The sequence below is a fragment of the Nonomuraea sp. NPDC048882 genome (assembly GCF_040649755.1).
Classification (GTDB): domain Bacteria; phylum Actinomycetota; class Actinomycetes; order Streptosporangiales; family Streptosporangiaceae; genus Nonomuraea; species Nonomuraea maheshkhaliensis.
This window is the reverse complement of sequence record NZ_JBEZGB010000012.1, coordinates 17390-43530: the sequence shown is the minus strand read 5'-3', so window position 1 is coordinate 43530 and position 26141 is coordinate 17390. Positions and strand designations below refer to the sequence as shown.

The window sequence follows — 26141 nt, the reverse complement described above, 5'->3', positions numbered from 1 at the left end:
GGAGGAACGATCCATGAAAGGCCTGTCGAGGCGTGGATTATTGGGCGGCGCCGCGGCCGCCGCAGGCGCGGCGGCGGTGGACAAAGCCGCAGAAACCAGAGCTTCCGTACGGGACAGAGGCCCGGTGGCCGCCCCCGCGACGGTGTACCCGAACGACCCTCGCTACCAGGAACTGACCGTCGGCTACAACCAGCGCTGGGTCGGCCGGCCCGACTACGTCCGCGTGGTCAGCTCCACCGAGCAGGTGGTGGCGGCGGTCCAGGAGGCGGTGGACACGGGCCGGCGCGTCTCGGTGGTCTCCGGCGGCCACTGCCTGGCTCCGTTCGTCTTCAACGACGAGGTCAAGGTGGTCATCGACCTCGCCGGGCTGAACGACGTCTACTTCGACACCCGGCGCGGCGCGTTCGCCGTCGAGGGCGGCGCCCGGCTGTCGAACGTCTACGAGACCCTCTACAAGAAGTGGGGCGTGACCATACCCGGCGGCATGTGCCCGACGGTTGGCATCGGCGGGCACGCCACCGGCGGCGGCTACGGCTTCCTGTCCCGGCAGTTCGGGGCCGTGATCGACCATCTGGCGGCGGTCGAGGTGGTGGTCGTGGACCGCTCGCGCACCGCCCGCGCGATCGTGGCCACCAGGGACCCGGACGACCCGCACCACGCCCTGTGGTGGGCGTGCGCGGGCGGTGGCGGCGGCAACTTCGGCGTCGTCACGAAGTTCTGGTTCCGCACGCCGGGCCGCACCGGCGCCGACCCTGGCGGGCTGCTCGTCAACCCGCCGAAGGACGTGCTGCTCAGTGCCGTCGGCATCCCGTGGAGCATGCTGGACCGGACCAAGTTCACCGCCCTGGTCACGAACTGGGGCGCCTGGTACGAATCCGCCGCCGCCCCGAATTCGCCGGCCAAGGCACTGTCCGGGGTGGCGTCCCTGGCACACCGCTCGGCCCAGAACGTCTTCCTGCTCACCCAGGTCGACGCGGCGGCCCCCGGCGCCGAGGCGCTGCTCAGCGGCTACCTCGCGGCGCTGACCAGCGGGCTCGGCGTGGACGCGGTGGTGGCGGCGCAGCCGGCGCAGAAGCTGCCCTGGCTGCACGCGGTCAGGCTGATCGCGGCCAGCATCCCGTCGTTCATCAACCCGACGCTGCGCGGGTCGTCGAAGTCGGCGTACCTGCGCAAGTCGTACATGCCGGTCCAGGCGGGCGCGATGTACGACGCGCTCACCCGCACCGACTTCGCCAACCCGGCGGGGGCGGTGACGCTGGCCGGGTTCAGCGGCGGCGCGATCAACGCCGTGCCGTCCACGCGGACGGCGCTCGCCCACCGCGACGCCGCGTTCTGGACCCTGTTCGAGACGCAGTGGCAGGACCCGGCCGCCGACGCGGCCAACATCGGCTGGCTGCGCGACCTGTACGGCGCGGTCTGGTCGGCCACCGGCGGCTATCCGGTGCCCGGCGAGCAGGCCGACGGCTGCTACATCAACAACCCCGACCCGGACATCACCGACCCGGCGTTCAACCGCTCGGGGGTGCCCTGGCAGACCCTCTACTACAAGGACAACTACCCCCGGCTGCAGCGGGTCAAGGCGGCCTACGACCCGCGCGGCGTCTTCAGGCACGCGCAGTCGATCACCGCGGCCGAGTGACGGAGGAAGACATCGTGATCCACCAACTCATCTTCGCTGCCCCCAAGCCGGGAATGACGGAACACGAGTTCCAGCAGTACTGGCTGAACGTGCACGCCGTCGAGTACGCCTCCAAGATCCCCCAGATCAGGAAATACCTCATCGACACCCGGATCCCGTTCTGGCCGGGCGAGGGCGAGCCGCTGTGGAGCGGCGTCGCGGAGATCTGGCTGCGTGACGAGCGCGAGCAGCTCGAATCGCTGCAGACGCCCGAGTTCCTGCAGGGCGCGCGCATGGACGAGCCGCGCTGGGCGGCCTTCTGGCGCACGGTCGTGCTCGACACCGACGCCCACGAGGTGGTCGCAGGACCCGAGCTCGCGAGCGCGACAGACGTGAAGCTGATCGTGCTGGTCAAGCGGAAGGAAGGCGTGCCGCTGGCGGAGTTCAGGAGCCGCAGCCTGGGCGCGCACGCCGACCTGGTCAAGCGGATGCCCGGCCTGCGCCGCTACCTGCAGTGCCACGTCAGGGACGGCGCGTACGGCATCGGCGAGGCCGTGCTGGACGCCGCCTACCTGCTCTCCTTCGACAGCCGCGACGACCTGGCCGCGGCGCTCGCCTCGGCCGAGTTCGCCAAGGCCGAGGCCGACATGGAGTCGTTCGTCGAACCGCGTTACGTGCATCGGCTCGTCACCACCGAGCACTGGATCATCGGGCCGGAGAGCCGCTGATGTCCGGCCCAGAAAACAGCCCGGACAACGGCTACGACTACGTCGTGGCGGGCGCCGGCGCGGCGGGCGCGATCGTCGCGGCCCGGCTCGTCGAGCGCACGCAGGCCCGCGTGCTCCTGCTGGAGGCGGGGGGCGGCGCGGACGTCCCCGCGATGCGCCAGACCGGCATTCCGGGCATGACCTCCCTGTGGGGCGACCCGGACGTCACCTGGCCGTACCTCACGGTTCCGCAGCAGGGGCTGGACGGGCGCTCGGTGCCGCTGCCGCAGGGCAAGGCCCTCGGCGGCGGCACCAGCGTCAATGCCATGCTGTACGTACGGGGCAACCGCCGCGACTACGACCACTGGGCCGCGCTCGGCAACGACGGCTGGTCGTACGAGCAGGTGCTGCCCTGCTTCAAACGGGCCGAGGACCACGAGCACGGCCAGGACGCCTACCACGGCACCGGCGGCCCGATGAAGGTCGCCCGCCTGTCGCGGATGTCGGAGGTGTCGCGCGCCTTCATCAGGGGCGCCCGCGAGCTCGGCTACCCCGGCGGCGAGGACTGGGACTACAACGGCGCGGCCCAGGAGGGCGCGTTCGCCTACCAGTCCACCAGGACGAAGGACGAGGAACGGTCGAGCACCGCCTACGGCTACCTCGACCCGCTCAGGGGCCATCCGCGGCTGACCGTCGAGACCGGCGCCGTGGCCACCCGCGTGCTGCTGGACGGCACGAGGGCCACGGGCGTGGAGTACGTGCGCGACGGCGTGACGCACCGGGCCGAGGCGGCTGCCGAGGTGATCGTCTCCTGCGGCGCGCTGGCCACGCCCAAGCTGCTCATGCTGTCCGGCATCGGCGCCGCCGCCGACCTCGGCCGCCACGGGCTCGCCACCGCCGTGGACCTGCCGGGCGTCGGCGCGAATCTGCACGACCACCTCATCCTCGGCGTCGCCTACACCTGCCGCACCGAGCTGCCGCCGCCCGAGCTGCTGGCGGAGGCCGGCCTGTTCCCGCCGGACGACGCGGCCCTGCAACTGCTGTTCGGCCCCGTGCAGTTCGTCGAGGACTCCTACCGCGTGGACGGGCCCGTCTTCACCTTCGCGCCCGTGCTCGCCCAGCCGCGCAGCAGGGGCACGCTCACCCTGCGCTCGGCCGACCCCGGCGACCCGCCCCTCGTCGATCCCGGCTACCTGCGCGACCAGGAGGACCTCAGGGCGCTGGTCCGCGGGATCGAGCTGTCCAGGGAGCTGGCGCACACCGAGGCGATGTCCGCCTTCCGCGAGCGCGAGAGCGCGCCGGGACACGGCGCGGACCTGCGCGCCTACGTCCGCGCGACGGCGAGCACGGTGTGGCACCCGGTGGGCACCTGCCGCATGGGCCGCGACCCGATGGCCGTGGTCGACCCCGAGCTGCGCGTGCACGGCGCCGACCGGCTGCGGATCGCCGACGCCTCCGTCATGCCGACCATCCCCGCAGGCAACACCGCCGCAGCCACGATGATGATCGGCGAGCGCGCGGCCGACCTGCTCACCTAAGGAGCCGACCGTGGCAGACAGCTACAGGTACATCGTCATCGGCGCGGGCGCGGCCGGCTCCGTGCTCGCCGCCCGGCTCAGCGAGGACCCCGGCGCCTCGGTGCTGCTGCTGGAGGCCGGCGACGCGCAGGTCACCGACGCGGTCAGGACCCCGCACCGGTGGAACGAGGTGCTGCTGACCGACCTCGACTGGGCGTACATGAGCGAGCCTCAGCCGGGCCTCGGCGGATCCCGCGTCTACAGCGCGGCCGGGCGCGGCCTGGGCGGCGGCTCGAACGTCTACCACATGATGCACACCAGGGGCCGGCCGCAGGACTACGACTCCTGGGCCTACCAGGGCTGCCCAGGATGGTCGTTCGAGGACGTCCTGCCGACCCTCCAGCACCTGGAGGCGCAGCGGGACGGGCACAACCCCACGGCGGGCAAGGACGGCCCCATGACCGTGGCCGACGCGGCCGAGACCGGCAATCCGGTCTCGCGCACGTTCATCGACGCCTGCGTGGAGCTCGGCCACCCCCGCCTGGACGACTTCAACGCCGGCCTGTTCGGCGCCGGCTGGCACCATGTCAACATCAAGGACGGCCTGCGCCACGGCGCCCGCGAGGCCTACCTGGACCCCGCGCTCGGCCGCCCCAACCTCACCGTCATGACCGCCGCCCCGGCCACCAGGCTGCTGTTCGACGGCGGGCGCTGCACGGGCGTCGAGTACACCCGCGACGGCGCCACCCACACCGCGCGGGCCGAGGCCGAGGTCGTGCTCTGCGCGGGCGCCATCCAGTCGCCCAAGCTGCTCATGCTGTCCGGCCTCGGACCGGCCGCGCACCTGGCCGAGCACGGCATCCCCGTGCTGGCCGACCTGCCGGGAGTCGGCGCGAACTTCCAGGACCACCCCCTGGTCATCGGGCCGATCGGCTACATGGCCAAGCCGGGCGACGACCCGCGCGGGCAGGTGACCGAGGTCGCCGTGTTCTGCGGGTCCGAGGAGGGCCTGCCGGTGCCCGATCTGGAGGTGGCGCTGGTGCACCGCGCGCCGTTCGGCGAGAAGTTCTTCGCCAACGTGGTGCGCCGCGTGCAGACGGGCAAACCCATCGCGCCGGTACGGGAGCTGGTGGACCCGCACGTCATCCTCAGCCTCACCGCGCTGGTGCGGCCCGTCTCACGCGGCTGGGTCCGCCTGGCCGGCCCCGACCCCGCCGCCCACCCCCTGATCAACGCCGACTACCTCGGCGACCCGTACGACCTGGAACGCACGGTCACCGTCGTGGAGATCGCCAGGGGCCTCTACCGGACCAAGGCGTTCACCGAGGAATGGGGGCTGACCGAGGTCGCGCCGGGCCCTGACGTGACCACCCGCGCCGAGCTGCGCACGTGGGTGAAGGCCAACACCGGCTCCTACTACCACTTCGCCGGCTCGTGCCGGATGGGCTCGGACGCGGGCGCGGTGGTCGACCCGCGGCTGCGGGTGCGCGGCGTCGAGGGCCTGCGGGTGGCCGACGCCTCCGTGATGCCGACGCTGGTGAGCGCCCACCCGCACACCACGGTCGTGATGATCGCCGAGCGTGCCGCTAGCTTCATCACCGGCGGCGACTGAACACACCGGCACCCACACGTCGAGCCTCATGGTCCGGACCGGTCCATGAGGCTCGACGTCGTGCCCGTGAGACGTTTGCCGGACAGGCGTTTTCGCCGGTGAGACGTCTTGCCGCCGGATGTCCGTCCGGCCGGACGTCTTGTTGGCGGGACGACATCTGACCGTCATATATAGAAGTGGCAGTGCCAGCATAAGCTCGTCCTGTCACCCCGCCCCGGAGATTCCGATAATTAATGATGAAAAGGGGGAAAGCTCGAAATATTTAGGGGTTGGTCGTATGACCATCTATACGGAATTGGACTCGCAGGAGATATGGCTCTCACCATTCTGTGAGGATCTCTTCTCCTCCTTCCTCCGTTCCGACCAGCGCCGCTGGGGCGAGGTGTACGTTCAAGGACTGCTCTCGGTGCCCGGCCGCAAATCGATCCGGCGCATCTCCGAGCAGGTGACGGGACGGCCCGTCGACCAGTGCCTGCAGCAGTTCGTCAACCAGAGCCCCTGGGACTGGCGGCTCGTCCGGCAGCGCCTGGCGCAGATCCTCGTCCAGGCCGTCCGCCCCAAGGCGTGGGTGCTCGAAGAGGTCGTCTTCCCCAAGAACGGCTCCAAGTCGGTCGGCGTGGCCAGGCAGTTCGTGCACTCCGCCGGCCGGCTGGTCAACTGCCAGCTCGGCCTGGCGGTCGTACTTGTGGGCGATGAGGGCGGCTGCCCGGTCAACTGGCGGCTGCTGCTGCCGCGCTCGTGGGACGACGACGAGGAGCTGCGCAGCGGCGCTCGCCTCCCCGAGCGGGAGCGCAGCCGGCCGGCCTGGCGGCACCTGCTTCAGGCGATCGACGAGATGGTGATCGACTGGGGCCTGCCGCCCGCGCCCATCGTGGCCGACGCCAGGGCGATGCCGGGCGTGGAGTCGCTGCTCGGCGGGCTGGCCGAGCGCGGGCTGCCCTACCTGGTCCGGGTCTCGCGGCACACCATGCCCTCGATCGGCCCCGGCGCCGTGGTCCGCCCGGTGCTGGAGCCCGCCAGGCCCCGGCTGCAGGTGGTGTCGGGGCGGGCGCTGCCGCGTCCGTACGAGCCGGTGCACAGCTGGCGCAGCGTCGGCAACCGCTCCATGTGGCTGACCGACCTGGGCCGCCACCGCGTGCCCGACCTGGCGGGGCTGATCAAGCTGCGCAACCGGGCGGTGTCCGAGCTGTCCGCGGTGTCCAGGGAGTCGGGCCTGCACCACTTCGAAGGCCGTTCCTTCCAGGGCTGGCACCACCACGTCACGCTGGTGTCCGCCGCCCACGCCTACCGGCTGCTGCGCGGCCGCGACGGAAGGAAGGCGGAGGACCTGTGCCTGTCCCCGCATGGGTGACCGAGCGGCTGTGCGGCGTCGAGCTGTTCCGCGGCCTGAACGCCGAGCAGCTCGACTGGGTGGCGCGCACGGGCCGGTTCATGGAGCTGTCCGACGGGGACGCGCTGTTCTCCGAGGGCGAGCCGGCCGACGCCTTCTACGTGCTGCTCGGCGGCCAGATCGTGGTGACCAAGCTGGTCGGCGGCAGGGAGCAGGTGCTGGCCAGGCACACCGGCGACAGCATCGAGCACCAGTTCATCGGCGAGCTGCCGCTGCTCACCAGCGGCGAGTACCTGGCCAGCGCGCTCGCCGTGGGCCCCGCCCGGGTCGTCGCCTACGACAGGGACGGCTTCTTCGAGATGCTGGAGCGCTGCCCGCCGGTGTCCAGGGTGCTGCTCCCGGTGCTGGCCGGGCGGATCAACGCCATGGAACGGCAGGCCGGGCGCAGCCGCATGCTGGAAGGGCTCGGCATGCTCGCCGCCGGGCTGGCGCACGAGCTGAACAACCCGGCCGCGGCCGCCATGCGGGCCACCCGCGACCTGCGCGACCTGACGCCGCGGCTCGCCGAGGCCGCGGTCGCGTGGGGCCGGGCCTGCGACGACACCGAGTGGCGGCTGGTCGCCCGCACCCAGGGCGAGCTCACGCCCAGGGTGCCGCTGGACCCGCTGGCCGAGGCGGAGGCGGCGGACGAGGTGGCCGACTGGCTGGAGGCGCGCGGGCTCGCCCAGGCCGCCGACCTGAGCGACGTCCTGGCCGAGCACGGCGCGTGCCCCGCCCGGCTCGACGAGCTGGCCGCGGGGCTGCGGGCGGAGGCGCTCGGCCCGGCGCTGACGTACCTGACCAGGGTGTTGCGGGCGGCCTCGCTCACGCGCGACGCGGCCGAGGCGGGCCGGCGGGTGGTGGAGCTGGTCGGGCGCACCTCCGCCTACGCCAACCTCGACCGGGCGCCGGAACGCGACGTGGACCTGCGCGAGGGGCTGGAGGCCACGCTTGCGCTCATGGCGCCGAAGCTGCGCGGCGTACGGGTGCGCCGCGACTACGCCGACCTGCCCGACATGAAGGCGTTCCCCAGCGAGCTCAACCAGGTCTGGACGAACCTCATCGACAACGCCGTGGACGCCATGAACGGCGAGGGCGAGCTGGCGATCAGCACCCGCCGCGAGGGCGGCCACGCCGTGGTGGAGTTCCGCGACGACGGGCCCGGCATCCCCGGCGACGTGCTGCCCACGGTGTTCCAGCCGTTCACCACCACCAAGGAGCTGGGCAAGGGCACCGGGCTCGGCCTGCACGTCAGTATGGACATCGTGGCGCAGCGGCACGGCGGCACGATGGAGGTCACCACCCGCCCGGGGGAGACCCGCTTCGTGGTCAGGCTCCCCCTGAGCCGCCTTCCCGATGGGAAGGACGATCAGCTCTCCGCGTGATAGCGGTGGATCATGGAGACCGCCATCGCGCCCTCGCCCACGCTGGAGGCCAGCCGCTTGACCGAGCCCGCCCGCGCGTCTCCCGCCGCGAACACGCCGGGCACGCTGGTCTCCAGCAGCAGCGGCTGACGCGGCAGGTCCCACGCGGGCAGCTCGGCGACCGGCCCCAGGTCGGGCCCGGTCAGCACGAAGCCGCGCTCGTCCCTGCGCACCATGTCGTCCAGCCACTCGGTCCTGGGCCTCGCGCCGATGAAGACGAACAGGTGCTCGGCCTCGTGCGTGCTGAGCGCGCCGGTCACGCCGTCGCGCAGCACGATGCGCTCCAGCCGGTCGGAGCCCTCGGCGCCGGCCAGCCGCGTGTTCGTCATGATCGTGATGGCCGGATCCGCCTCGATCTCGTCCACCAGGTAGGCCGACATCCCTTGGGACAGGCTCGCGGCGCGGACGACCATGGTGACGTGGCCGGCGTGCTTGGCGAAGTGCAGCGCGGCCTGACCGGCGGAGTTGGCGCCGCCGACGATCCACACGGGCTTGCCGACGCACGACTCGGTCTCCGTCAGCGTGGCGCCGTAGTAGATGCCCGCGCCCTCGAAGCGGCCGGCGCCGGCGGCGTCGAGGCTGCGGTAGGACAGGCCGGTCGACAGCAGTACGGTGGCCGCCGTGATCTCCTTGCCGTCGGACAGGTGCAGCACGCACGCCCGCCCCGCCCGGCTCAGCCGCTCGGCCTCGACCGGGGCGAGCACGTCCACGCCGAACCTGCGGGCCTGCGTGACCGCCCGGCTGGTCAGGTCTACTCCGGAGATGCCGGACGGGAAGCCCAGGTAGTTCTCGATCCTGCTGGAGGTGCCCGCCTGGCCGCCCGGCACGTACGCCTCGATCAGCAGTGTGGCCAGGCCCTCGGAGGCGGCGTAGACCGAGGCGGCCAGCCCGGAGGGGCCGCCGCCGACGATGGCCACGTCGTAGTGGGGATGGCTCAGCTCCGTGGCCAGGCCCAGCGCCTCGACCACCTCGGCGTGCCCGGGCCGGACCAGCGAGCGCCCGTCGGGCAGCGCCACCACGGGCAGCTCGGCCGCGCCGCGCGGCCCCTCCTCGAACCTGAACGGCAGGCGATGACGGGTGAGCAGGTCGCGCAGCCGGTGGGTGGCCGGCGCGAACCGGTGACCGACCAGGCGAATGCCCTGGTAGGGCGGCTCGTAGCCGGACTCCCAGTCGGCCAGCAGCTCGTCGAGCACCGGATAGAGCCGCTCCTCAGGTGGCTCCCACGGCTTGACGAGGTAGTGGTCGAGCCGCACCTCGTTGATCGCGGAGATCGCGACGCTGGTGTCGGCGTAGGCGGTCAGGAGCACGCGGCGGGCGGTGGGGAAGCGCTCGGCCGCGGCGGCCAGGAACTCGATCCCCGTCATCCCGGGCATGCGCTGGTCGGACAGGATCAGCGCCACCTCCGCGCGGCGGTCGAGCAGCGTGTCGAGCAGGCGCACGGCCTCGGCCGGCGATCTCGACGCGAGGACGCGGTAGCGCTCCTGGTAGGCGTGGGACAGATCGCGCCGGACCGCGCGGAGCACGTGGTCGTCGTCGTCCACGGCCAGCAGGACCGGCCGGTGCTGCTCGGGCATCACGACCCTCCAGAATCGGCTGACGACCATTCTGCCGTTTTTTCGGGAAGCGCACCCGGGACACCTGACGAAGTATCAGGTCATTTGCCGGACTTGACGGAATAGGCGGGCCGGCCTTGTCCGTGAATCCCGGCGATTGTTTCAATTCGCTGTATGACGCGCACCATTCTTATTATTCTCTCCGAGTTCGGATATTGGGGAGAAGAGCTCGTCGGGCCGCTGACCGCCTTCGACAGGCAGGGTTACCGGAGCGTGTTCGCCACTCCCACCGGCAAGCGGCCCCAGGCCCTGCCGCCCAGCCTCGACCCCGGCTACGTGGACCCGCCGCTCGGCCGCTCGGTGACCACCCCCGAGGTGGCCGTCGCCGCCCGGCAGGTGGACGAGTCCGACCGGCTCGACGACCCGCTCAGCCTGGCCGAATGGATCCCGGAACGGCCGTACGACAGCGAGGACGGCCACCTGCGCAAGGTCGAGGCGTACTACCGCGAGCTCGGCCGGCTGGACCGCGACATCGGCCGCTACGACGCCCTCGTCCTCGTGGGCGGCAGCGGGCCGATCGTCGACCTGGCCAACAACGGCCGCGTGCACGACCTCATCCTCGCCTTCGTCCGGGCCGGCAAGCCGATCCTGGCCGAGTGCTACGGCATCGCCTGCCTCGCCTTCGCCCGCGACTGGGAGGACCGCATGAGCATCCTGCGGGGCAAGCACGTCACCGGCCACTGCAAGGAGTACGACTACAAGGACGGCACGGGGTTCCTCGGCGTGGACTTCAACATGGGGCCGCCGCCGTACCCCCTGGAGTACATCCTGCGCGACGCCACCGCGCCGGACGGCCGCTACCACGGCAACGTGGGCAAGGAGACCTCGGTCATCGTCGACTACCCGTTCGTCACGGGGCGCTCCACGCCGGACTCGTACCTGTCCGGCGAGAAGCTGGTCGAGGTGCTCGAAACCGGCCTGCGCCGCTACGGCTGGTGAATCCGTGAGCAGCCGCCCGGCCAAGAGGGCCGTCTTCGAGCAGTTCGCCGCCGACGGCATCGGCGTGATGTTCGGCAACCCCGGGACCGTGGAGCAGGGCTTCCTCGACGTCCTGGAAGAGGTGCCGGGCTTCAGGTACGTGCTGGCTCTGCAGGAGGCCGCCGCGCTCGGCATCGCCGACGGCTACGCCCGGGCGACGGCCGGCCCCGCGCTGGTCCAGCTGCACACCGGCGTCGGCCTCGGCAACGCCGTCGGTATGCTCTACCAGGCCAAACGCGGCCACTCGCCGCTCGTCGTGATCGCCGGCGAGGCCGGCGTGCGCTACGAGGCGATGGACGGCCAGATGGCCGTGGACCTGGTGGCGATGGCCGCGCCCGTGACCAAGTACGCCACCAGGGTCACCCATCCCGGCTCGGTGCTGCGGGTGCTGCGCCGCGCGGTCAAGACGGCGATGACGCCGCCGCGCGGCCCGGTCTTCGTGGCGCTGCCCATGGACGTGCTGGACGCGGAGACCGACGAGCCCGCGCTGCCCAGCACCATCCCCAGCCGGGCGACGGTGCCCGTGCCGCAGGAGCTGGACCGGGCCGCCGCCGTGCTGCGCGCGGCCCGGCGCCCGGTCGTGCTGGCCGGCGACGGCGTCGCGGTGTCCGGCGCGCAGCCGGAGCTGGCCGCCGTGGCCGAGGCGCTGGGCGCCCCGGTGTGGACGGTGAACTGCTCCGAGCTGGTCATCGACACCACGCACCCGCTGCACCGGGGCGACCTCGGCCACATGTTCGGCGAGCACAGCGCCGCCGCGGTGGCGGAGGCCGACGCCGTGCTGGTCGTCGGCACCTACCTCTTCCCCGAGGTGTTCCCGCTGCTGCGCAGCCCCTTCGCGGACGGGTGCCGGATCGTGCACATCGACCTCGACGACTACGAGATCGCCAAGAACTTCCCCGCCGAGATCGCCCTGGCCGCCGACCCGAAGCCCACCCTGGCGGCCCTGGCCGCCCGGCTCGGCCCGGCGCGCCCCCTGCCCGAGCGGGCGGCGGCGGAGCCGTACGGGGCGGGCATGATGGACCTGTTCGCCGCCGAGCTGGCCCGGCGGGCCCCGGCGGACCTGGTGCTCTTCGACGAGGCGCTGACCGCCTCGCCCGCCCTGCTGCGGCACCTCCCCCCGCGCCGGCCCGGCTCCTACTTCCAGACCAGGGGCGGCTCGCTCGGGGTCGGCCTGCCCGGCGCGATCGGGATCAAGCTGGCCCGCCCCGGCAGCGAGGTGGTGGGCTTCACCGGCGACGGCGGCAGCATGTACACGATCCAGGCCCTGTGGAGCGCCGCCAGGTACGGCGTCGCCGCCCGGTTCGTGATCTGCGACAACCGCCGCTACCAGCTTCTCGACGACAACTTGGAGCAGTACTGGCGCGAGCGCGGCATCGCCTCGCATCCCCACCCCGAAGGCTTCGACCTGGCCCACCCGGAGATCGACTTCGTCCGGCTGGCCAGGAGCCTCGGGGTCCCCGGCATCAAGGTGAGCAAACCCGCCCAGGTGGAGTCCGCCGTCGGGCGCATGCTGACCGAGCCGGGGCCGTTTCTGGTGCATTTGATGACGACGTGAGAGGGACACCGTGAGTGAGAAGCGACTGGCGGGCCGCACCGTCGCGATCCTGATGGAGAGCGACTTCGTCGAGCAGGAGTTGCACTACTACGAGCGGCGCTTCACCGAGGAGGGCGCGCGGGTGGAGTTCCTCACCCGGTTGTGGGGCCAGGACGCCCTCACCTTCCACGGGCACGAGTTCCAGGAGCCGTTCACCGTGACGGGAGACCTGGAACGTGCCGACCTGTCCGGCATCGACGTGCTGATCGTGCCGTCGGGCATGGTGTCGGACCGGTTGCGCTACACCGAGGACGTGCACGAGCTCGCCCCCGCGGTACGCCTGCTCAAGGCGGCCTTCGCGGACCGCCGCATCGTCAAGGGCATCATCTGCCACGGCCTGTGGCTGGCGGCCCCCATCGCCGAGGTGGTCAAGGGCCGCCGCGTCACCTGCCACAACAACCTGGTCGGCGACGCCCGCAACATGGGGGCGCTCTACACCGACCAGGACGTGGTGGTGGACCGTGACCTGGTCACCGGCCGCACCGCCGGCCACTGCGCCGAGTTCGCCCGCATGATCATCGACCTGGTCGCCGCCGACACCACCGCCGAGCGCGCCTACCGGCCCGACTTCACCTTCTCCGACCTGGTGGCCGGATACGTGACCAGCTTCGCGGACGGCGTGATCGGCCTGCGCACCAACGACGGCCGCGCGGTCAAGGTCCGGCTCACCGGCACCACCTCCGCCCAGTTCCTGCGCAACCTGTCCGAGCCCTATCTCGACGCCTCCGGCCACCTCGACCAGCTGCTCACCCCGGGCGGCTACGTGTTCGCGCACGGCATCTTCTATCCCGAGGGCGGCGCGTACACCGTCGAGGCCAAGGCGCTGACCTTCCTCGGCAAGCAGCCGGGACAGTACACCTTCGAGCAGCCCGACTGGTGGGTGCGCCAGATCCGCGAGCTGGGCCGGTTCTACCGCAAGGCCCAGTTCGGCGACGGCCCGATCGACTACGCCGCCTACCGGACGCAGCTGCGGCTCGGCGGCGACAAGGGCGAGCAGGTCGTGCAGGAGACCGACACGATCTCCCGCATGGTCTACGGCATGTCGTCGGCGTACATGCTGACCGGCGAGGAGGACTTCCTGGACGTCGCCGAGCAGGGTGCCGCCTACCTGCGCGACCACATGCGCTTCGTGGACCGCGACGAGGACGTCGTCTACTGGTACCACGGCGTCGAGGTGCGCGACGGGGCCGAGCGCAAGCTGTTCACCTCCGAGTTCGGCGACGACTACGACGCCATCCCGATGTACGAGCAGATCTACGCCCTGGCCGGCCCCACCCAGCTCTACCGGCTGACCGGCGACCCGCGCATCGCGTCCGACATCGACGGCACCCTGCGCCTGTTCCGGCGCTTCTTCCACGATCCCGAGCTGGGCGGCTACTACTCCCACATCGACCCGATCCTGCTCAGCCCGCACCACGAGTCCCTGGGCCCCAACCGGTCCAGGAAGAACTGGAACTCCGTCGGCGACCACGCGCCCGCGTACCTGATCAACCTGCTGCTGGCCACCGGCGACGAGCGGCACGCCGACATGCTGGAGGAGACGTTCGACCTGATCGCCGAGCACATGCCGCGCAAGGACAGCCCGTACGTGCAGGAACGCTTCCACGCCGACTGGACGCCGGACACCGCCTGGCACTGGCAGCAGGACCGCGCGGTCGTCGGCCACAACCTCAAGATCGCCTGGAACCTGATGCGGATGATGTCCATCAGGCCCAAGGAGCGCTACCGCGAGCTGGCCGTCGAGATCGGCGAGAAGATGCCGCCCTTCGGCAGCGACCCGCAGCGCGGCGGCTGGTACGACGTGGTCGAACGCAAACTCGGCCCCGGCGAGCACATCCACCGCTTCGTCTGGCACGACAGGAAGGCCTGGTGGCAGCAGGAGCAGGCCATCCTCGCCTACCAGATCCTGGCCGGGACGGCCGGCGGGGAGGAGTTCCGGCGCCGGGCGCGCGAGTCGGCCGCCTTCTACAACGCCTTCTTCCTCGACCACGACGAGGGCGGCGTCTACTTCAACGTGCTCGCCGACGGCCACCCGTACCTGCTCGGCACCGAGCGGTTCAAGGGCAGTCACTCGATGAGCATGTGCCACGCCGCCGAGCTGTGCTTCCTGGCCACCGTCTACCAGCGGCTGCTGCTGGACAGGAAGCCGCTGACGCTGCACTTCCGCCCGCGGCCCGACGGGTTCACCGACCGGGTCCTGCGGGTGGCGCCCGACGCGCTGCCGCCCGGCCGGGTCCGGCTGGACTGGGTGGAGGTGGACGGCACGCCGTACCAGCTGTTCGACGCGGCGGCGATGACCGTCAAACTGCCCGACTCCGCGGCACCGGTGACGGTGCGCGCGCATCTCGCGCCGGTGGAGGACTGACATGAGCATGCAACTGCGGCACCAGATCAGGAACGGGGTCACGGTCGTCACCCTGGACGGCCGCCTCGACAGCGAGACCGCGCCGCGCGTCCAGCAGGACCTGCGGGCGCTGCTGCCCGGCGAGGGCCAGGTCGTGCTCGACCTGAGCGGCACGGTCTACATGTCCAGCGCGGGCCTGCGGGTGCTGCTGCTGATCTACCGGCACGCGCAGAGCGGCTCGCTGCGCCTCGCGCTCACCGGGCTCACCCCCGACGTGCGCGCGATCATGGACGCGACGGGCTTCCTCGGCTTCTTCACCGTGGTGGAGTCCGTCGACGAGGGTGTGGAGGCGTTGACGGTATGACGACCCTGGAGCCGATCGACGCCTACCCCACGCAGCGGATCTCCGGGTTTCCCGTCCGCGCGGGGCGGTCGCTGCCGTTCGGCGCCACGCGGGTGCCCGGAGGCGTCAACTTCTCCGTCTTCTCCAACCACGCCACCTCCGTGACGCTCGTGCTGTACCGCTCGGGCGAGGCCGAGCCCATGGCCGAGCTGCCCTTCCCCGAGACGTTCCGGGTGGGGAGCGTCTACGCGATGACCGTCTTCGACCTCGACGTGGAGAACCTCGAGTACGGCTACCGCGTGGACGGCCCGCACCAGCCCTGGCTCGGCCACAGGTTCGACGCCACGAAGGTGCTCAGCGACCCGTACGCGCGGATGCTGACCGGCGCGGGCCCTTACCGGCACCGCTCCCGCGTCGCCCTCGACGACTTCGACTGGGAGGACGACCGCCCGCCGCGCCTGCCGCACGAGGACCTGGTGATCTACGAGCTGCACGTGCGCGGCTTCACCCGGCACCCCTCCTCGGGGGTGTCGGCGCCGGGCACCTACGCCGGGCTCGTGGAGAAGATCCCCTATCTGCGGGAGCTGGGGGTCAACTGCGTGGAGCTGATGCCGGTCTTCGAGTTCGACGAGAGCGACAACATCTTCACCGGTGTGAACTACTGGGGCTACAGCCCGATCGGGTTCTTCGCCCCGAAGGCGTCGTACGCGATGACCGGGCGCGAGCACATGCAGGTGGACGAGTTCAAACACCTGGTGAAGGAGCTGCACAGGGCCGGCATCGAGGTGCTGCTGGACGTGGTGTTCAACCACACCGCCGAGGGCGACGAACGCGGTCCTTCGATCAGCTTCAAGGGCCTGGACAACGTCACGTACTACATGCTCACACCCGACCGGCACTACTACAACTTCAGCGGCACCGGAAACACGCTCAACTGCAACCATCCGGTCGTGCGCGGGTTCGTGCTCGACTGCCTGCGTTACTGGGCCAGTGAGTTCCACGTGGACGGGTTCAGATTTGACCTGGCCGCGATCCTCGGCCGCGGCCCCGACGGCGAGCTGCTGCACAACCCGCCGCTGCTGGAGTCGCTGGCCTACGACCCGATCCTGCGCGACTGCAAGCTGATCGCCGAGGCGTGGGACGCCGCCGGGCTCTATCAGGTGGGCAGCTTCCCCGACTACAGCAGGTGGTCGGAGTGGAACGGCCGCTACCGCGACACCATCCGCAAGTACATCAAGGGCGACCTCGGCGTCACCGGCGAGCTGGCCACCCGGATGGTCGGCTCGCCCGACCTCTACAGCCGCAGGGGGACCGCGGCCACGGTCAACTTCGTCACCTCGCACGACGGCTTCACCCTGCGTGACCTGGTCTCCTATGACCACAAGCACAACGACGCCAACGGCGAGGGCAACAGGGACGGCGACGACGCCAACCACTCGTGGAACTGCGGGCACGAGGGCGAGACCGACGACCCGGCCGTGCTGGCCACCCGCGCCCGCCTGACCAGGAACGCGCTGCTGATCCTGCTGGCCAGCAGGGGCGTGCCGATGCTGCTGGCCGGCGACGAGATCGGCCGCACGCAGCTCGGCAACAACAACGCCTACTGCCACGACGGGCCGCTGACCTGGCTCGACTGGGGGCTGCGCGAGCAGAACGCCGACCTGTTCCGCTTCACCCGGCGCGCCATCGCCTTCCGGCGCGCCCATCCGGTGCTGCGGGGCGGCTCGCCCGGCTCGGTGCACTGGCACGGGGTGCGCGCGTGGTCGCCTGACTGGTCGGCGCACTGCCGGGTGCTGATCGCCATGTTCGACGGAGGCGGCGACGACTGCGTGTACGTGGCCGCCAACTCCCACTGGGAGGCGCACGCCCTCGAACTGCCGGCACCGCCGCGCGGCCTGACCTGGCACCTGTTCGCCGACACCGCCGCCGCGCCGCCCGACGACGCCCACGAGCCGGGGCACGAGCCGCCCCTGGCCGACCAGACGCGGTTCGTGATCGGCCCCAGAAGCGTCGCGATCCTGGTCACGCACTAGTTGGAGGAAGAGGAACCGTCATGAGTTTCAAGATCAACATGAACGTGGAAGGCGACACCGCCACGATCCGGCTGGCCGGCGAACTGGACGGCCGCTCGGCGCCCGAGCTCAACGACCTGGTCAGCCAGGCCGTGGGCCGCCAGGTGGCCAAGCTGGTCCTGCTCCTCGACGAGCTGACGTACATGTCGTCCGCGGGCGTGCGCTGCCTGGTGTTCGCGCACCAGAAGTTGCCGCGCGGCTCGGAGATCACCCTGGTGGGCACGCAGCCGGAGGTCGCCGAGACCATCCGGCTCACCGGCTTCGACCGCAGCATCATGATGCGGTGATGCTCGCCTGCCGGCTCAGGATTGACGGCCAGCACGCGTCCATGGCGGGTGTGGTGGCCGACTTCGTGGAGGTGCTGGCGGGGGAGGCGGGGCTCGATCCCCGCCAGACCTACTGGCTGCGGCTGGCCACCGACGAGATCACCACGAACATCGTCCAGCACGGCTACCGGGGAGCGGCGGGCGTGGTGGACGTCGCGGGCGAGGTCGACCAGGACGAGGTGCGGGTCCGCATCGAGGACGACGCGCCGCCGTTCGACCCCGGAGGCTACGACCCGGAGCCGCGCCTGTCGGTGCCGCCGCACCAGCGCGACGAAGGCGGCTACGGCCTGCTCCTGGCCATGGGCAAGGTCGATGAGTTCCACTACGAGTTCGCCGGCGGCCGCAACCGCAACACGTTGATCATGCGACTGCGAGGAGGAACCGATGCCGACGGCCCTGGTCGTCGCTGAGCCGGGCAACACCGGCTCCACGGCCGTGCTGGAGCTCGACGGGGCGCTGCGTCTGGAGGGCTTCGAGGTCGAGCACGCCGTGCCCGACGACCTGATGCGGAACCGGCCCAATCCCGACCTGCTGCTCGTCTCGGCCGCGCTCGGGCTGCAGCGGGTGGCGCTGCTGTGCCAGCGCTTCGTGGTCGACGGGCGCACGCCCACCGTGGTGGCCTTCCCCGACGACGACATCGGGGCGCTGGAGGAGTGCGTGCGCGGCGGGTTCGACTACGTCACCCGGCCGTTCCTGCCCAGCCTGCTGCGCAGCCGGGTCAACTCCTGCTTCGAGCGCTGGCAGCTCAGCAGCACCGTGGAGGAGATGGCCGCGCTGGCCAGCCTGCGCGAGTACGAGCGCGAGCTGAGCATCGCGCGTGAGATCCAGGCCGGGTTCCTGCCCGAGTCGATGCCGGAGCTGGACGGCTGGGAGATCGCGGCCAGCTTCCGGCCCGCCAGGCAGGTGGCCGGGGACTTCTACGACGTGTTCACCCTGGTCAACGGGCGCCGGCTGGCGTTCGTGGTGGCCGACGTGTGCGACAAGGGCGTGGGCGCGGCGCTGTTCATGGCGCTGATCAGGACCCTGCTGCGGCACACCGCCGAGCACACGGGGCTGGTGCAGCTCTCCGGCGACGACCTCGGTGCCGTCGTCGGCGGCGCCTCGTACGAGACGCCGCTGCCGCTGCTGTCGCTGGGGGCGGGGCCGCTGGTGCAGGCGGTGGTCGGGACCAACCGGTACATGGCCCGCAACCATCTGAAACAGGGCTACTTCGCCACGATGTTCTTCGGCGTGCTCGACCCGTGGACGGGGGACCTGGTCTACATCAACGGCGGGCACAATCCGCCCGTCATGGTCCGCGCCGACGGGCGGCAGAGCCTGCTCCCGCCGACGGGGCCGGCCGTGGGGATCCTGCCGGACAGCTCGTACACGCTGGGGCACGTGCGGCTCGCGCCCGGCGACGCGCTCTTCACCTACACCGACGGCGTGGTCGAGGCCAGGAACGCCGACCACGGCCTGTACGGCACCGCCCGGCTGCAGGAGGTGCTGGCCAGGCCGGGCGCGGGCGCGGGGGATCTGCTGGAGGCGGTGGACAGCGCCGTACGCCACTTCGTGGGGACGGCCGAGCAGTCCGACGACATCACCACGCTGGCGCTGCGCAGGACGCCCCTGTGATCGGGCCGCTGTGATCGGGCCGCTGTGACCGGGCCCCTGTGACCGGGCCCCTGTGACTGGGCCGCTGTGATTGGGCCGCCCGATTCGACCGGACATTCGCGGAACGTCCGGTGAACGTCCGGTCATGGGGCCTTGACTGGCCGGCCCGGAATCGCGACCGAATCATCGCCTCCTCGAACCGGTGGCGGGCGAAATGCCGTCGTCACGCGGAGATGATGTCAATATGCGGTTAAGGCACGCCGAATTCACGTTTTCCGAATCAAGTCAGATCGTGCCCGAATAACAAATGCGGCGACGGTGACAAATCGCCCGTGCGGCTCCTAGACTCTGGGGCGGACTCGATCAGTGATGCCCAGGGGGTCGTACGGGGGTTACGTGTCAGGGGACGTCTGGAGCCGGCAGGAGCTCGCCCGATTCCTGAAGAGCCGGCGCGCCCGGGTCATGCCGGAGCAGGTGGGACTGCCGGCGGGCACGTCGCGCCGGACGAAGGGGCTGCGCAGGGAGGAGGTGGCCGTGCTGGCCGGCCTCAGCCCGACCTGGTACACCTACCTCGAACAGGGCAGGGACATCAAACCCTCGGTCCAGGTGCTCGACAGTCTGGCGCGGGTGCTCGACCTCACCGAGGACGAGCGCCGCTACATGCACACCCTGGTCCACGGCCAGGTCACCAACCCGCAGCCGCTCGCGGGGCAGGGCTGGACCGGCGGGGTGATGGACCTGGTCGTCGAGCTGATGGGCCACAGCGAATATCCGGTCTACGCCACCGACATCTACTGCGACCTGCTCGCCTGGAACGAGGCCGCGGCCGAGTGGTACGACGACTGGTCCCGCCTGCCACCCGGCCACCGCAACATGCTGCACTGGATGTTGTGCTCCCCGCTGGCCAAGGAACGGCTGCCCGACTGGGAGAGCGACACCCGCGACATCATCGCCCGATGGCGCTCCGAGCTGGCCAAATGGCCGCACGACGAGCGGGTCACCCAGAAGATCGCCGAATTCGCCCGGCTCAGCCCCCTGTTCGCCGGCCTGTGGCGCAAGCACGACGTGCAGGAGCACCGCAGCCTCACCCGGCGCTTCCGCCACCCCCGCCTGGGCGAGCAGACCCTGCGCATGGCCCTGATGATCACCCCTGACGACCCGCTCGTGGGGCTCGTCGTCCATTGCCCGCTGTGAACGGCACGTGAATAACCGGGTCCAGGACCCGGCATTGCGTTATTTCATAATTGACAAAAAGGGTGCTCGCTCCGACCTTAGGTGATGTCGTGAACACCCGACCAACAGGGGTGCGCGGGGGCGTCGCCGGTAATTCTCCGATGGTCTCGCGCGCAGATGGGAATGGGCGCATGAACGTCAAACATGGGCGAGATCCCATCGCCATCGTCGGCGCCGGATGCCGGTTACCCGGTGCGCGAACTCCCGGTGAGCTCTGGCGGATCGTCAGCGAGGGCAGGGACGTGCTCGGCACGATCCCCCAGGACCGGTTCGACGTCGAGCACGACGCCGCCAGGCGGCGCCGCGACGTGCTCAGCGGCGCGGGCGGCTACCTGGACGACGTCGCCGGGTTCGACGCGCGCTTCTTCGGCGTCACGCCGTTCGAGGCGCTCCGGCTCGACCCGCAGCAGCGCGTCCTGCTCGAAGTCATCTGGGAGGCCCTGGACGACGCCGGGATCCCGGCCGAGAGCCTGGCGGGCAGCGACACCGGGGTCTACGCCAGCCTGCAGCCGTCCGGCTACTGGGACCTGCTGCGCCGCTCCGGCATGTACGACATGCACGCGGCGCTCGGCGCGGCCGTCGCCGGGATCTTCCCCGGCCGCGTGTCCACCCTGCTAGACCTGCGCGGGCCCAGCATGGGGCTGGACGCCGCGTGCGCGACCTCCCTGCTCGCGGTGCACGTGGCCTGCAGGGCGCTGTGGTCCGGCGAGGTCGGGCTGGCCATCGTGGGCGGCTCCAACCTGCAGCTCGTGCCCGACCTGTACTTCTCGCTCGGCGACGCCGGGGTGATCTCCGGCTCGGGCAAGTGCAGGTTCGGCGACGTGTCCGGCGACGGGTACGTACGCAGCGAAGGCGTCGTGTCCATGATCCTCAAGCCGCTGTCCCGCGCACTGGCCGACGGCGACCGGCCGTACGCGGTGATCCTGGGCGGCGCCGCCACGCACGACGGCCGCACCGGGCCCTCGCTCGTCGCGCCCGGGTTCGAAGGGCACAAGCAGATGCTGCGTGCCGCCTACCGCGACGCGGGGGTCGCGCCGGCCGACGTCGACTACGTCGAGGCGCACGGGCCGGGCACCCACACCGGCGACAGCACCGAGCTGGCCGCGCTCGACGCGATCATGGGCGAAGGGCGCGAGGACGGCACGCGCTGCCTGGTGGGCTCGGTCAAGTCCAACATCGGGCACACCGAGTTCGCGGCCGGGCTGGCCGGGCTGCTCAAGACGGCCCTGGCGGTGCGGCACCGGACCGTGCCGGCGACGCTGCACGTCGAGGAGCCGCACGCGGTCCTGCTCGACCCCGGCACGGCCGTCGAGCTGGCCCTGTGCACGCAGGACTGGCCGGACCGGGCGGCGCCGGCGGTGGCCGGGGTCAGCTCGTTCGGGATGTCGGGCACCAACATCCACCTCGTGCTGTCGGAAGCGCCCCAGACCGCCCCGGCCGAAGCGGCCCGGCCCCGCCCCAGCCGCGTGCTCCCGCTCTCGGCCCGCGACCCGCACGCACTCCGCGACCTGGCCACCGCCTACGCCGACTTCCTCGACCCACCCGCCGACCCGGTCGCCCCCGGCCCGGTCGCCGCTGATCCGCCTGATGTCGCCCAGCCCGGCGAGCCGTCGCGCCGCCGCCGGCCAGATGCGGCCCCGCCCGTCCCCGATCTCGGTGACGTGTGCTTCAGCGCGGGGGCGCGGCGTTCGCATCACGATCACCGGATCGCCGTGACGGGGGAGGACGGGCGGTCGCTGGCGGCGGCCCTGCGCGGGTTCGTGCGCGACGGCGAGAACGTGCGCCGCGTCACCGGAGCGCCCAAGGTGGTCTTCGTCTTCCCCGGACAGGGCGGGCAGTGGGCGGGGATGGGGCGGCGGCTGCTGGCCACCGAGCCCGCCTTCGCCGCGCACCTACACGCATGCTCGCGGGCCGTCGAGGCCGAGCTGGGCTGGTCACCCGCGGACGCGCTGCTCGACGGCGAGCCGCTGACCCGCGTGGACCGGATCCAGCCCGCCCTGTGGGCCGTGCAGGTGGCCCTGGCCGCCGTGTGGCGGGAGTGGGGCGTCGAGCCCGACCTGCTCATCGGCCACAGCATGGGCGAGATCGCGGCCGCGGTCACCGCGGGCGCGCTGAGCGTGGCCGACGGCGCGGCCGTCGTCGCCAGGAGGAGCCGGGTGCTGAGCGGGCTGGACGTCCCCGGCGCCATGTGGGTGGTCGGCCTCGGCGAGGAACGGGCCCGCGCGGCCATCGGCGAGCACGCCGGGCAGGCGTCCGTGGGAGTGGTCAACAGCAGGCACTCCACGGTGCTGTCCGGCGACCCCGCCGCGCTGGAGCGGATCGTCGAGCCGCTGCGGGCCCGCGGCGTGTTCTGCCGCCAGGTGGAGGTGGACTACGCCTCGCACGCCCCCCAGGTGGAGTCCGTACGGGAACGGCTGCTCGGCGAGCTGTCCGGCATCCGTCCAGGGCCGTGCGCGGTCCCCGTGCACTCCAGCGCCTGGGACCGGGTCGTCGGGGGAGAGGAGCTCGACGCCTCCTACTGGTTCCAGAACCTGCGGCTGCCCGTCCGCTTCGCCGACGCCGTCGGGGCCGCGCTCGCCGACGACCGCCCCACGCTGTTCGTCGAGCTGAGCCCGCATCCCGTGCTGGGCTCCGCGCTGGAGGAGGAGATCGAGGCCACGGGCGCCAGGGCCGACGTGGTGACGTCGCTGCACCGGGACGAACCCGAGTGCGCCGCCCTGACCGCGGCGCTCGCCCGCGCGTACGAGCTGGGCTGCCGGCCGCGCTGGGACCGCGTCCAGCCCGGCGCCACCGTGCCGCTGCCCGCCTACCCGTGGCAGCACCGGCGCTTCTGGCCCGACGGTCCCAAAGCGACGGCACGCACCGCCACCGCTACCGGCACCGCTACCGGCACCGGCGCAGGTGTCGGCATCGGCCTCGGGACCAGCGCCGACCTCGGGACCAGCGCCGGCACCGGTACTGGCGCCGGCATCGGCGCGGAGGCCGGTGGTGTCCCGGGGAGTTCCGCCGGTGCCGAGGACGGCGGCGGCAGGCCCGGTGCCGGGGCGAAGCCCGACCTGTCCGTGCTGTCGGAGAGCGAGGTGGCCGGGCGGGTGGCCGAGCTGGCGGCTCAGGTGTTGTCGCTGCCCGGGCACGAGATCGGCGTCGACGTGCCGCTCACCCTGCTCGGCCTCGACTCCGTGCTCGCCACCAGGTTCAAGGAGCGGATGAGGCGCGACCTGGGCGTGGACGTCCCCCTGCGCGACCTGCTGGGCCCGGACACCCTGCTCGACCTCGCCACCCGGCTGCGCGCTTCGGCGAACGCCTGACAGTTAAAACCGCCCGAAAACCATATATCGCGAAAAATGCTGCCCAATATCGAAATACCGCGCTAAGTAGTATTCCGACTACCAGCATTAACTGATTCTTGGGTGGGTTTGTCAGGGGCTGGAGGATACATCACATGGTGACAGCCGTCTTGACAGCCTCAGCCGGCGTCGCGCTCGTGGCAGCCGTCTGGCTGAGCGTGGTGCTGACCGTGTTCACGCCCCGGGGCAGACCCACCCGGCTCGTCCGCGTCACCCTGCGCGGTGTCGCCTCGCCCCTCCTCGCGATCTCCGGACGCTTCCCGCCGGCCACCCGGGAGCCGCTGCTCGACCTGTGCGGGCCACTGGCCGTCTTCGCCGTGGCCGCCATCTGGCTCGGCGTCGCGCACGCCGGCTTCGCCCTGCTGGCCGGCACGCCGCTGCGCGAGGCCGAATGGACCTCCAGGCTGCTGATGCTCGCGGCCATCACCGCCTACCTCGTCCGCTTCATGCACGCCTACGGCCGGCGCGAGCGGCTGGTCGCCAGGCTCGGCGGCAGCGTCTGCAACCCCAGGGACGCCGACAACCTGCTCGCCGTCTACCTCAGGACGGGCTCACGCGACCACCTCGACTCCCTGTTCGCCGAATGGACGGGCTGGATGACCGAGGTGGAGAGCTCGCACCTGGCCCATCCCGCGCTCACCTTCCGCCGGCCCGCCGGCGACCTCGACTGGCTCAAGGCCGCCGTCATCGTGCTCGACGTGGCCGCGCTCACCGAGGCCATCGCGCCGAACTGGGCGCCCGCGCACACCCGCGCCCTGCTGGCCACGGGCACCCGCTGCGTGCGCCGGCTGGCCGACGGGCTGTGCATCAGGCTGCCGCCCATCGTGGTCAGCCTCCAGGGACGCGAGGAACGCAACTTCTCCGACACGCTGCGGGTGGCGATGGAGGCGGGCCTGCCCACCGAGCGCGACCCGCAGGAGGCGTGGACGGTCTTCCAGGGCCTGCGCACCGCGTACGCGCCGCACGCGTACGCGATCGAGACCCGCCTGCGCTACGACCGGCTGGACGAGCCCGACGAGGTCGAGGAGCCCGACGAGGCCGACGAGCCGGGTGCGGTGGGCGGCTGAAGCAGCGCCGCCGCCACGATCTCGCCCGGGAGCGCGATGACCCCGCTCAACCGGGCCCCCTCCATGACCCGCGCCTCGTGACCGAGCGCGCTGAAGCCGTCGATGACGGTGGGCCGCCGCAGCGACGACTCCACCCGCCCCATCAGGCCCACGTGGGTGTCGCTCAGCCTGGCGCCGGGGCCGATGATCGCGCCGTCCAGGCAGGCCACCCGCTCCAGGCGGCACCAGGAGTGCAGATCGGCCTCGTCGCCGACGTACGAGTCGCGCAGCACGACCCCAGGACCGATCTCCACGTCCCTGCCGATCCACGCGCCGGGACCGATGTGCACGAGCCCGCCGGCCAGCTTCTCCGCCAGCGTCAGCCCGCTGACCTCGTCGCGCCGCGCCAGCGAGGAGGGGTGGATGACCGGCGCGCGGGGCAGGTCGAGGCTGGGATGGCCCCCGGCCATCGCCTCGGCCATGGTGAGCAGGTAGTCGCGCGGGTTGCCCAGATCGCCCGCCTTCGCGATCGGCACGCACCGGACGAGCTCGCCGTGCGCGACCAGCCACGGCAGCAGGTCGCCGCCCCAGTCGAGGCCGTGACGGGCCAGCGCCGCCAGCTCAGCCGTCGCGCCCAGGCCGCGCAGCCGCGCGCAGTCGATCACGTACAGGCCGGAGTTGATCGGCACCCGGGACAGGTCGGCGAACATCGACGCCACGGTCTCGATCCCCGGCTTCTCCACGAACCGCTCGATCCGGCCCGACTCGTCGGCGATCAGCGTGCCGTAGGTGCCGGCCACCTGCTCCGCCGTTCGGTACACCGTGCCGACCGTGACGACGGCGCCGCTCGCCACGTGCTCGCGCGCCAGCGCCGCTAGGTCCAGCTCGAACAGCGAGTCGGTGGGGAACACCACGGCGTGGCCGCGCAGGTCGTGCTCGTCCAGGATGGCCAGGGTGGCCTGTCCCGAGCCGGTGTTGAGCCGGTCGGAGCGGGGGCGCGAATAGCGTACGGACACGCCGAAACGCTCGCCGTAACCCACCGCCTCCTTGACCTGATAACGATTCTCCCGGCCATTGGCGGCCAGGTGGAAGCTCGTTATCCCCTGGGCCCGAAATGCCATCACGAGCCATTCGATGAGCGGCCGTCCGAGAAAGGAGACGGCCGCCTTGCTCCGAATGTGCCCGGGTCCCTCAAGAGTGAGCGGCCGGGCGCGCACGCCTCGGCCGCCGGCCAGCGCGATACCGACAAGCATGAAATCCCCGCAGAAACGACCGACGCGACCAGTGGCCCCATTCGTACCATTCTCGGTCCGCTCGCGAACCATTTCGGACGGGATTTCGTCAGGTCCGCACGCCCCCGGAACCACCCTGACCGGCGGGCGCCGAATTCACGCACCGGCTGCGT

Annotated in this window: 18 protein-coding genes and 1 pseudogene; 17 read left to right on the top strand and 2 right to left on the bottom strand. The window is 71.6% G+C overall.

Features of this window, described 5'->3' with window-relative positions:
• Positions 1 to 13 precede the first annotated feature (13 nt).
• The 6 genes and pseudogenes from AB0C27_RS36070 (at position 14) to AB0C27_RS36045 (ending at position 8208) form a co-directional block, all read left to right on the top strand.
• The gene (locus tag AB0C27_RS36070) at positions 14 to 1639 is read left to right on the top strand and encodes an FAD-binding protein (protein WP_357853615.1); all 1626 of its coding nucleotides are present in this window, start codon (positions 14 to 16) and stop codon (positions 1637 to 1639) included.
• A gap of 14 nt (positions 1640 to 1653) precedes the next feature.
• Complete coding sequence (locus tag AB0C27_RS36065) at positions 1654 to 2346, top strand: EthD domain-containing protein (RefSeq protein WP_357853612.1); 693 nt, start codon at positions 1654 to 1656, stop codon at positions 2344 to 2346.
• A complete protein-coding gene (locus AB0C27_RS36060; RefSeq protein WP_357853609.1) occupies positions 2346 to 3863 on the top strand; it encodes a GMC family oxidoreductase N-terminal domain-containing protein in 1518 nt (505 codons plus the stop codon). Before AB0C27_RS36065 ends, AB0C27_RS36060 begins: the two co-directional genes overlap by 1 nt.
• A gap of 10 nt (positions 3864 to 3873) precedes the next feature.
• Complete coding sequence (locus AB0C27_RS36055; protein WP_357853606.1) at positions 3874 to 5454, top strand: FAD-dependent oxidoreductase; 1581 nt, start codon at positions 3874 to 3876, stop codon at positions 5452 to 5454.
• Positions 5455 to 5572: 118 nt separating this feature from the next.
• Positions 5573 to 6421: pseudogene (locus AB0C27_RS36050) on the top strand (transposase); the annotation flags it as partial.
• 362 nt (positions 6422 to 6783) lie between these two features.
• Positions 6784 to 8208 (top strand): ATP-binding protein, encoded by a 1425-nt coding sequence (locus tag AB0C27_RS36045; RefSeq protein WP_357853603.1) that lies wholly within the window; start codon positions 6784 to 6786, stop codon positions 8206 to 8208.
• On the opposite strand, the gene AB0C27_RS36040 is transcribed toward AB0C27_RS36045, so the two are convergent.
• The gene (locus tag AB0C27_RS36040) at positions 8193 to 9821 is read right to left on the bottom strand and encodes an FAD-dependent oxidoreductase (protein WP_357853600.1); all 1629 of its coding nucleotides are present in this window, start codon (positions 9819 to 9821) and stop codon (positions 8193 to 8195) included. The two genes, AB0C27_RS36045 and AB0C27_RS36040, sit on opposite strands and share 16 nt — an antisense overlap.
• Before the next feature lie 153 nt (positions 9822 to 9974).
• On the opposite strand from AB0C27_RS36040, the gene AB0C27_RS36035 reads away from it, so the two are divergent.
• The 11 genes from AB0C27_RS36035 (at position 9975) to AB0C27_RS35985 (ending at position 24757) form a co-directional block, all read left to right on the top strand.
• On the top strand, positions 9975 to 10799 hold the full coding sequence (locus tag AB0C27_RS36035; RefSeq protein ID WP_357853597.1) for a type 1 glutamine amidotransferase domain-containing protein: 825 nt from the start codon (positions 9975 to 9977) through the stop codon (positions 10797 to 10799).
• Between the two features lie 4 nt (positions 10800 to 10803).
• Positions 10804 to 12393, top strand: a complete 1590-nt coding sequence (locus AB0C27_RS36030; RefSeq protein ID WP_357853594.1) for a thiamine pyrophosphate-binding protein — start codon at positions 10804 to 10806, stop codon at positions 12391 to 12393.
• A gap of 10 nt (positions 12394 to 12403) precedes the next feature.
• Complete coding sequence (locus AB0C27_RS36025; RefSeq protein WP_357853591.1) at positions 12404 to 14797, top strand: AGE family epimerase/isomerase; 2394 nt, start codon at positions 12404 to 12406, stop codon at positions 14795 to 14797.
• Between the two features lies 1 nt (position 14798).
• A complete protein-coding gene (locus AB0C27_RS36020; RefSeq protein WP_346113939.1) occupies positions 14799 to 15140 on the top strand; it encodes an STAS domain-containing protein in 342 nt (113 codons plus the stop codon).
• Positions 15137 to 17152, top strand: coding sequence for an alpha-amylase family glycosyl hydrolase (locus AB0C27_RS36015; protein WP_357853588.1), 2016 nt, complete (start codon positions 15137 to 15139; stop codon positions 17150 to 17152). The genes AB0C27_RS36020 and AB0C27_RS36015 overlap by 4 nt, the downstream gene beginning before the upstream one ends.
• Before the next feature lie 20 nt (positions 17153 to 17172).
• On the top strand, positions 17173 to 17478 hold the full coding sequence (locus AB0C27_RS36010; RefSeq protein WP_106249939.1) for an anti-sigma factor antagonist: 306 nt from the start codon (positions 17173 to 17175) through the stop codon (positions 17476 to 17478).
• Entirely contained in the window at positions 17478 to 17927 is a 450-nt protein-coding gene (locus AB0C27_RS36005; RefSeq protein ID WP_357854495.1) for an ATP-binding protein, read from the top strand. Before AB0C27_RS36010 ends, AB0C27_RS36005 begins: the two co-directional genes overlap by 1 nt.
• Entirely contained in the window at positions 17902 to 19131 is a 1230-nt protein-coding gene (locus AB0C27_RS36000) for a SpoIIE family protein phosphatase (RefSeq protein WP_357853584.1), read from the top strand. Before AB0C27_RS36005 ends, AB0C27_RS36000 begins: the two co-directional genes overlap by 26 nt.
• A gap of 375 nt (positions 19132 to 19506) precedes the next feature.
• On the top strand, positions 19507 to 20304 hold the full coding sequence (locus AB0C27_RS35995; protein WP_357853581.1) for a helix-turn-helix transcriptional regulator: 798 nt from the start codon (positions 19507 to 19509) through the stop codon (positions 20302 to 20304).
• 170 nt (positions 20305 to 20474) lie between these two features.
• Positions 20475 to 23651, top strand: a complete 3177-nt coding sequence (locus tag AB0C27_RS35990; protein ID WP_357853578.1) for an acyltransferase domain-containing protein — start codon at positions 20475 to 20477, stop codon at positions 23649 to 23651.
• A gap of 149 nt (positions 23652 to 23800) precedes the next feature.
• Positions 23801 to 24757: a hypothetical protein gene (locus AB0C27_RS35985; protein WP_357853575.1), complete on the top strand. Its 957-nt coding sequence runs from the start codon at positions 23801 to 23803 to the stop codon at positions 24755 to 24757.
• Here AB0C27_RS35985 and AB0C27_RS35980 read toward each other — a convergent pair.
• On the bottom strand, positions 24682 to 25989 hold the full coding sequence (locus tag AB0C27_RS35980) for an NDP-sugar synthase (protein WP_357853573.1): 1308 nt from the start codon (positions 25987 to 25989) through the stop codon (positions 24682 to 24684). The genes AB0C27_RS35985 and AB0C27_RS35980 overlap by 76 nt on opposite strands.
• Positions 25990 to 26141 lie beyond the last annotated feature (152 nt).

What these genes read in the sequence shown, in the direction of transcription:
- AB0C27_RS36070 (WP_357853615.1), top strand. Translation starts at nt 14, where the DNA reads ATGAAAGGCCTGTCGAGGCGTGGATTATTGGGCGGCGCCGCGGCCGCC.
- AB0C27_RS36060 (WP_357853609.1), top strand. Translation starts at nt 2,346, where the DNA reads ATGTCCGGCCCAGAAAACAGCCCGGACAACGGCTACGACTACGTCGTG.
- AB0C27_RS36040 (WP_357853600.1), bottom strand. Translation starts at nt 9,821, where the DNA reads ATGCCCGAGCAGCACCGGCCGGTCCTGCTGGCCGTGGACGACGACGAC.
- AB0C27_RS36035 (WP_357853597.1), top strand. Translation starts at nt 9,975, where the DNA reads ATGACGCGCACCATTCTTATTATTCTCTCCGAGTTCGGATATTGGGGA.
- AB0C27_RS36020 (WP_346113939.1), top strand. Translation starts at nt 14,799, where the DNA reads ATGAGCATGCAACTGCGGCACCAGATCAGGAACGGGGTCACGGTCGTC.
- AB0C27_RS36015 (WP_357853588.1), top strand. Translation starts at nt 15,137, where the DNA reads ATGACGACCCTGGAGCCGATCGACGCCTACCCCACGCAGCGGATCTCC.
- AB0C27_RS36010 (WP_106249939.1), top strand. Translation starts at nt 17,173, where the DNA reads ATGAGTTTCAAGATCAACATGAACGTGGAAGGCGACACCGCCACGATC.
- AB0C27_RS36005 (WP_357854495.1), top strand. Translation starts at nt 17,478, where the DNA reads ATGCTCGCCTGCCGGCTCAGGATTGACGGCCAGCACGCGTCCATGGCG.
- AB0C27_RS36000 (WP_357853584.1), top strand. Translation starts at nt 17,902, where the DNA reads ATGCCGACGGCCCTGGTCGTCGCTGAGCCGGGCAACACCGGCTCCACG.
- AB0C27_RS35990 (WP_357853578.1), top strand. Translation starts at nt 20,475, where the DNA reads ATGAACGTCAAACATGGGCGAGATCCCATCGCCATCGTCGGCGCCGGA.
- AB0C27_RS35980 (WP_357853573.1), bottom strand. Translation starts at nt 25,989, where the DNA reads ATGCTTGTCGGTATCGCGCTGGCCGGCGGCCGAGGCGTGCGCGCCCGG.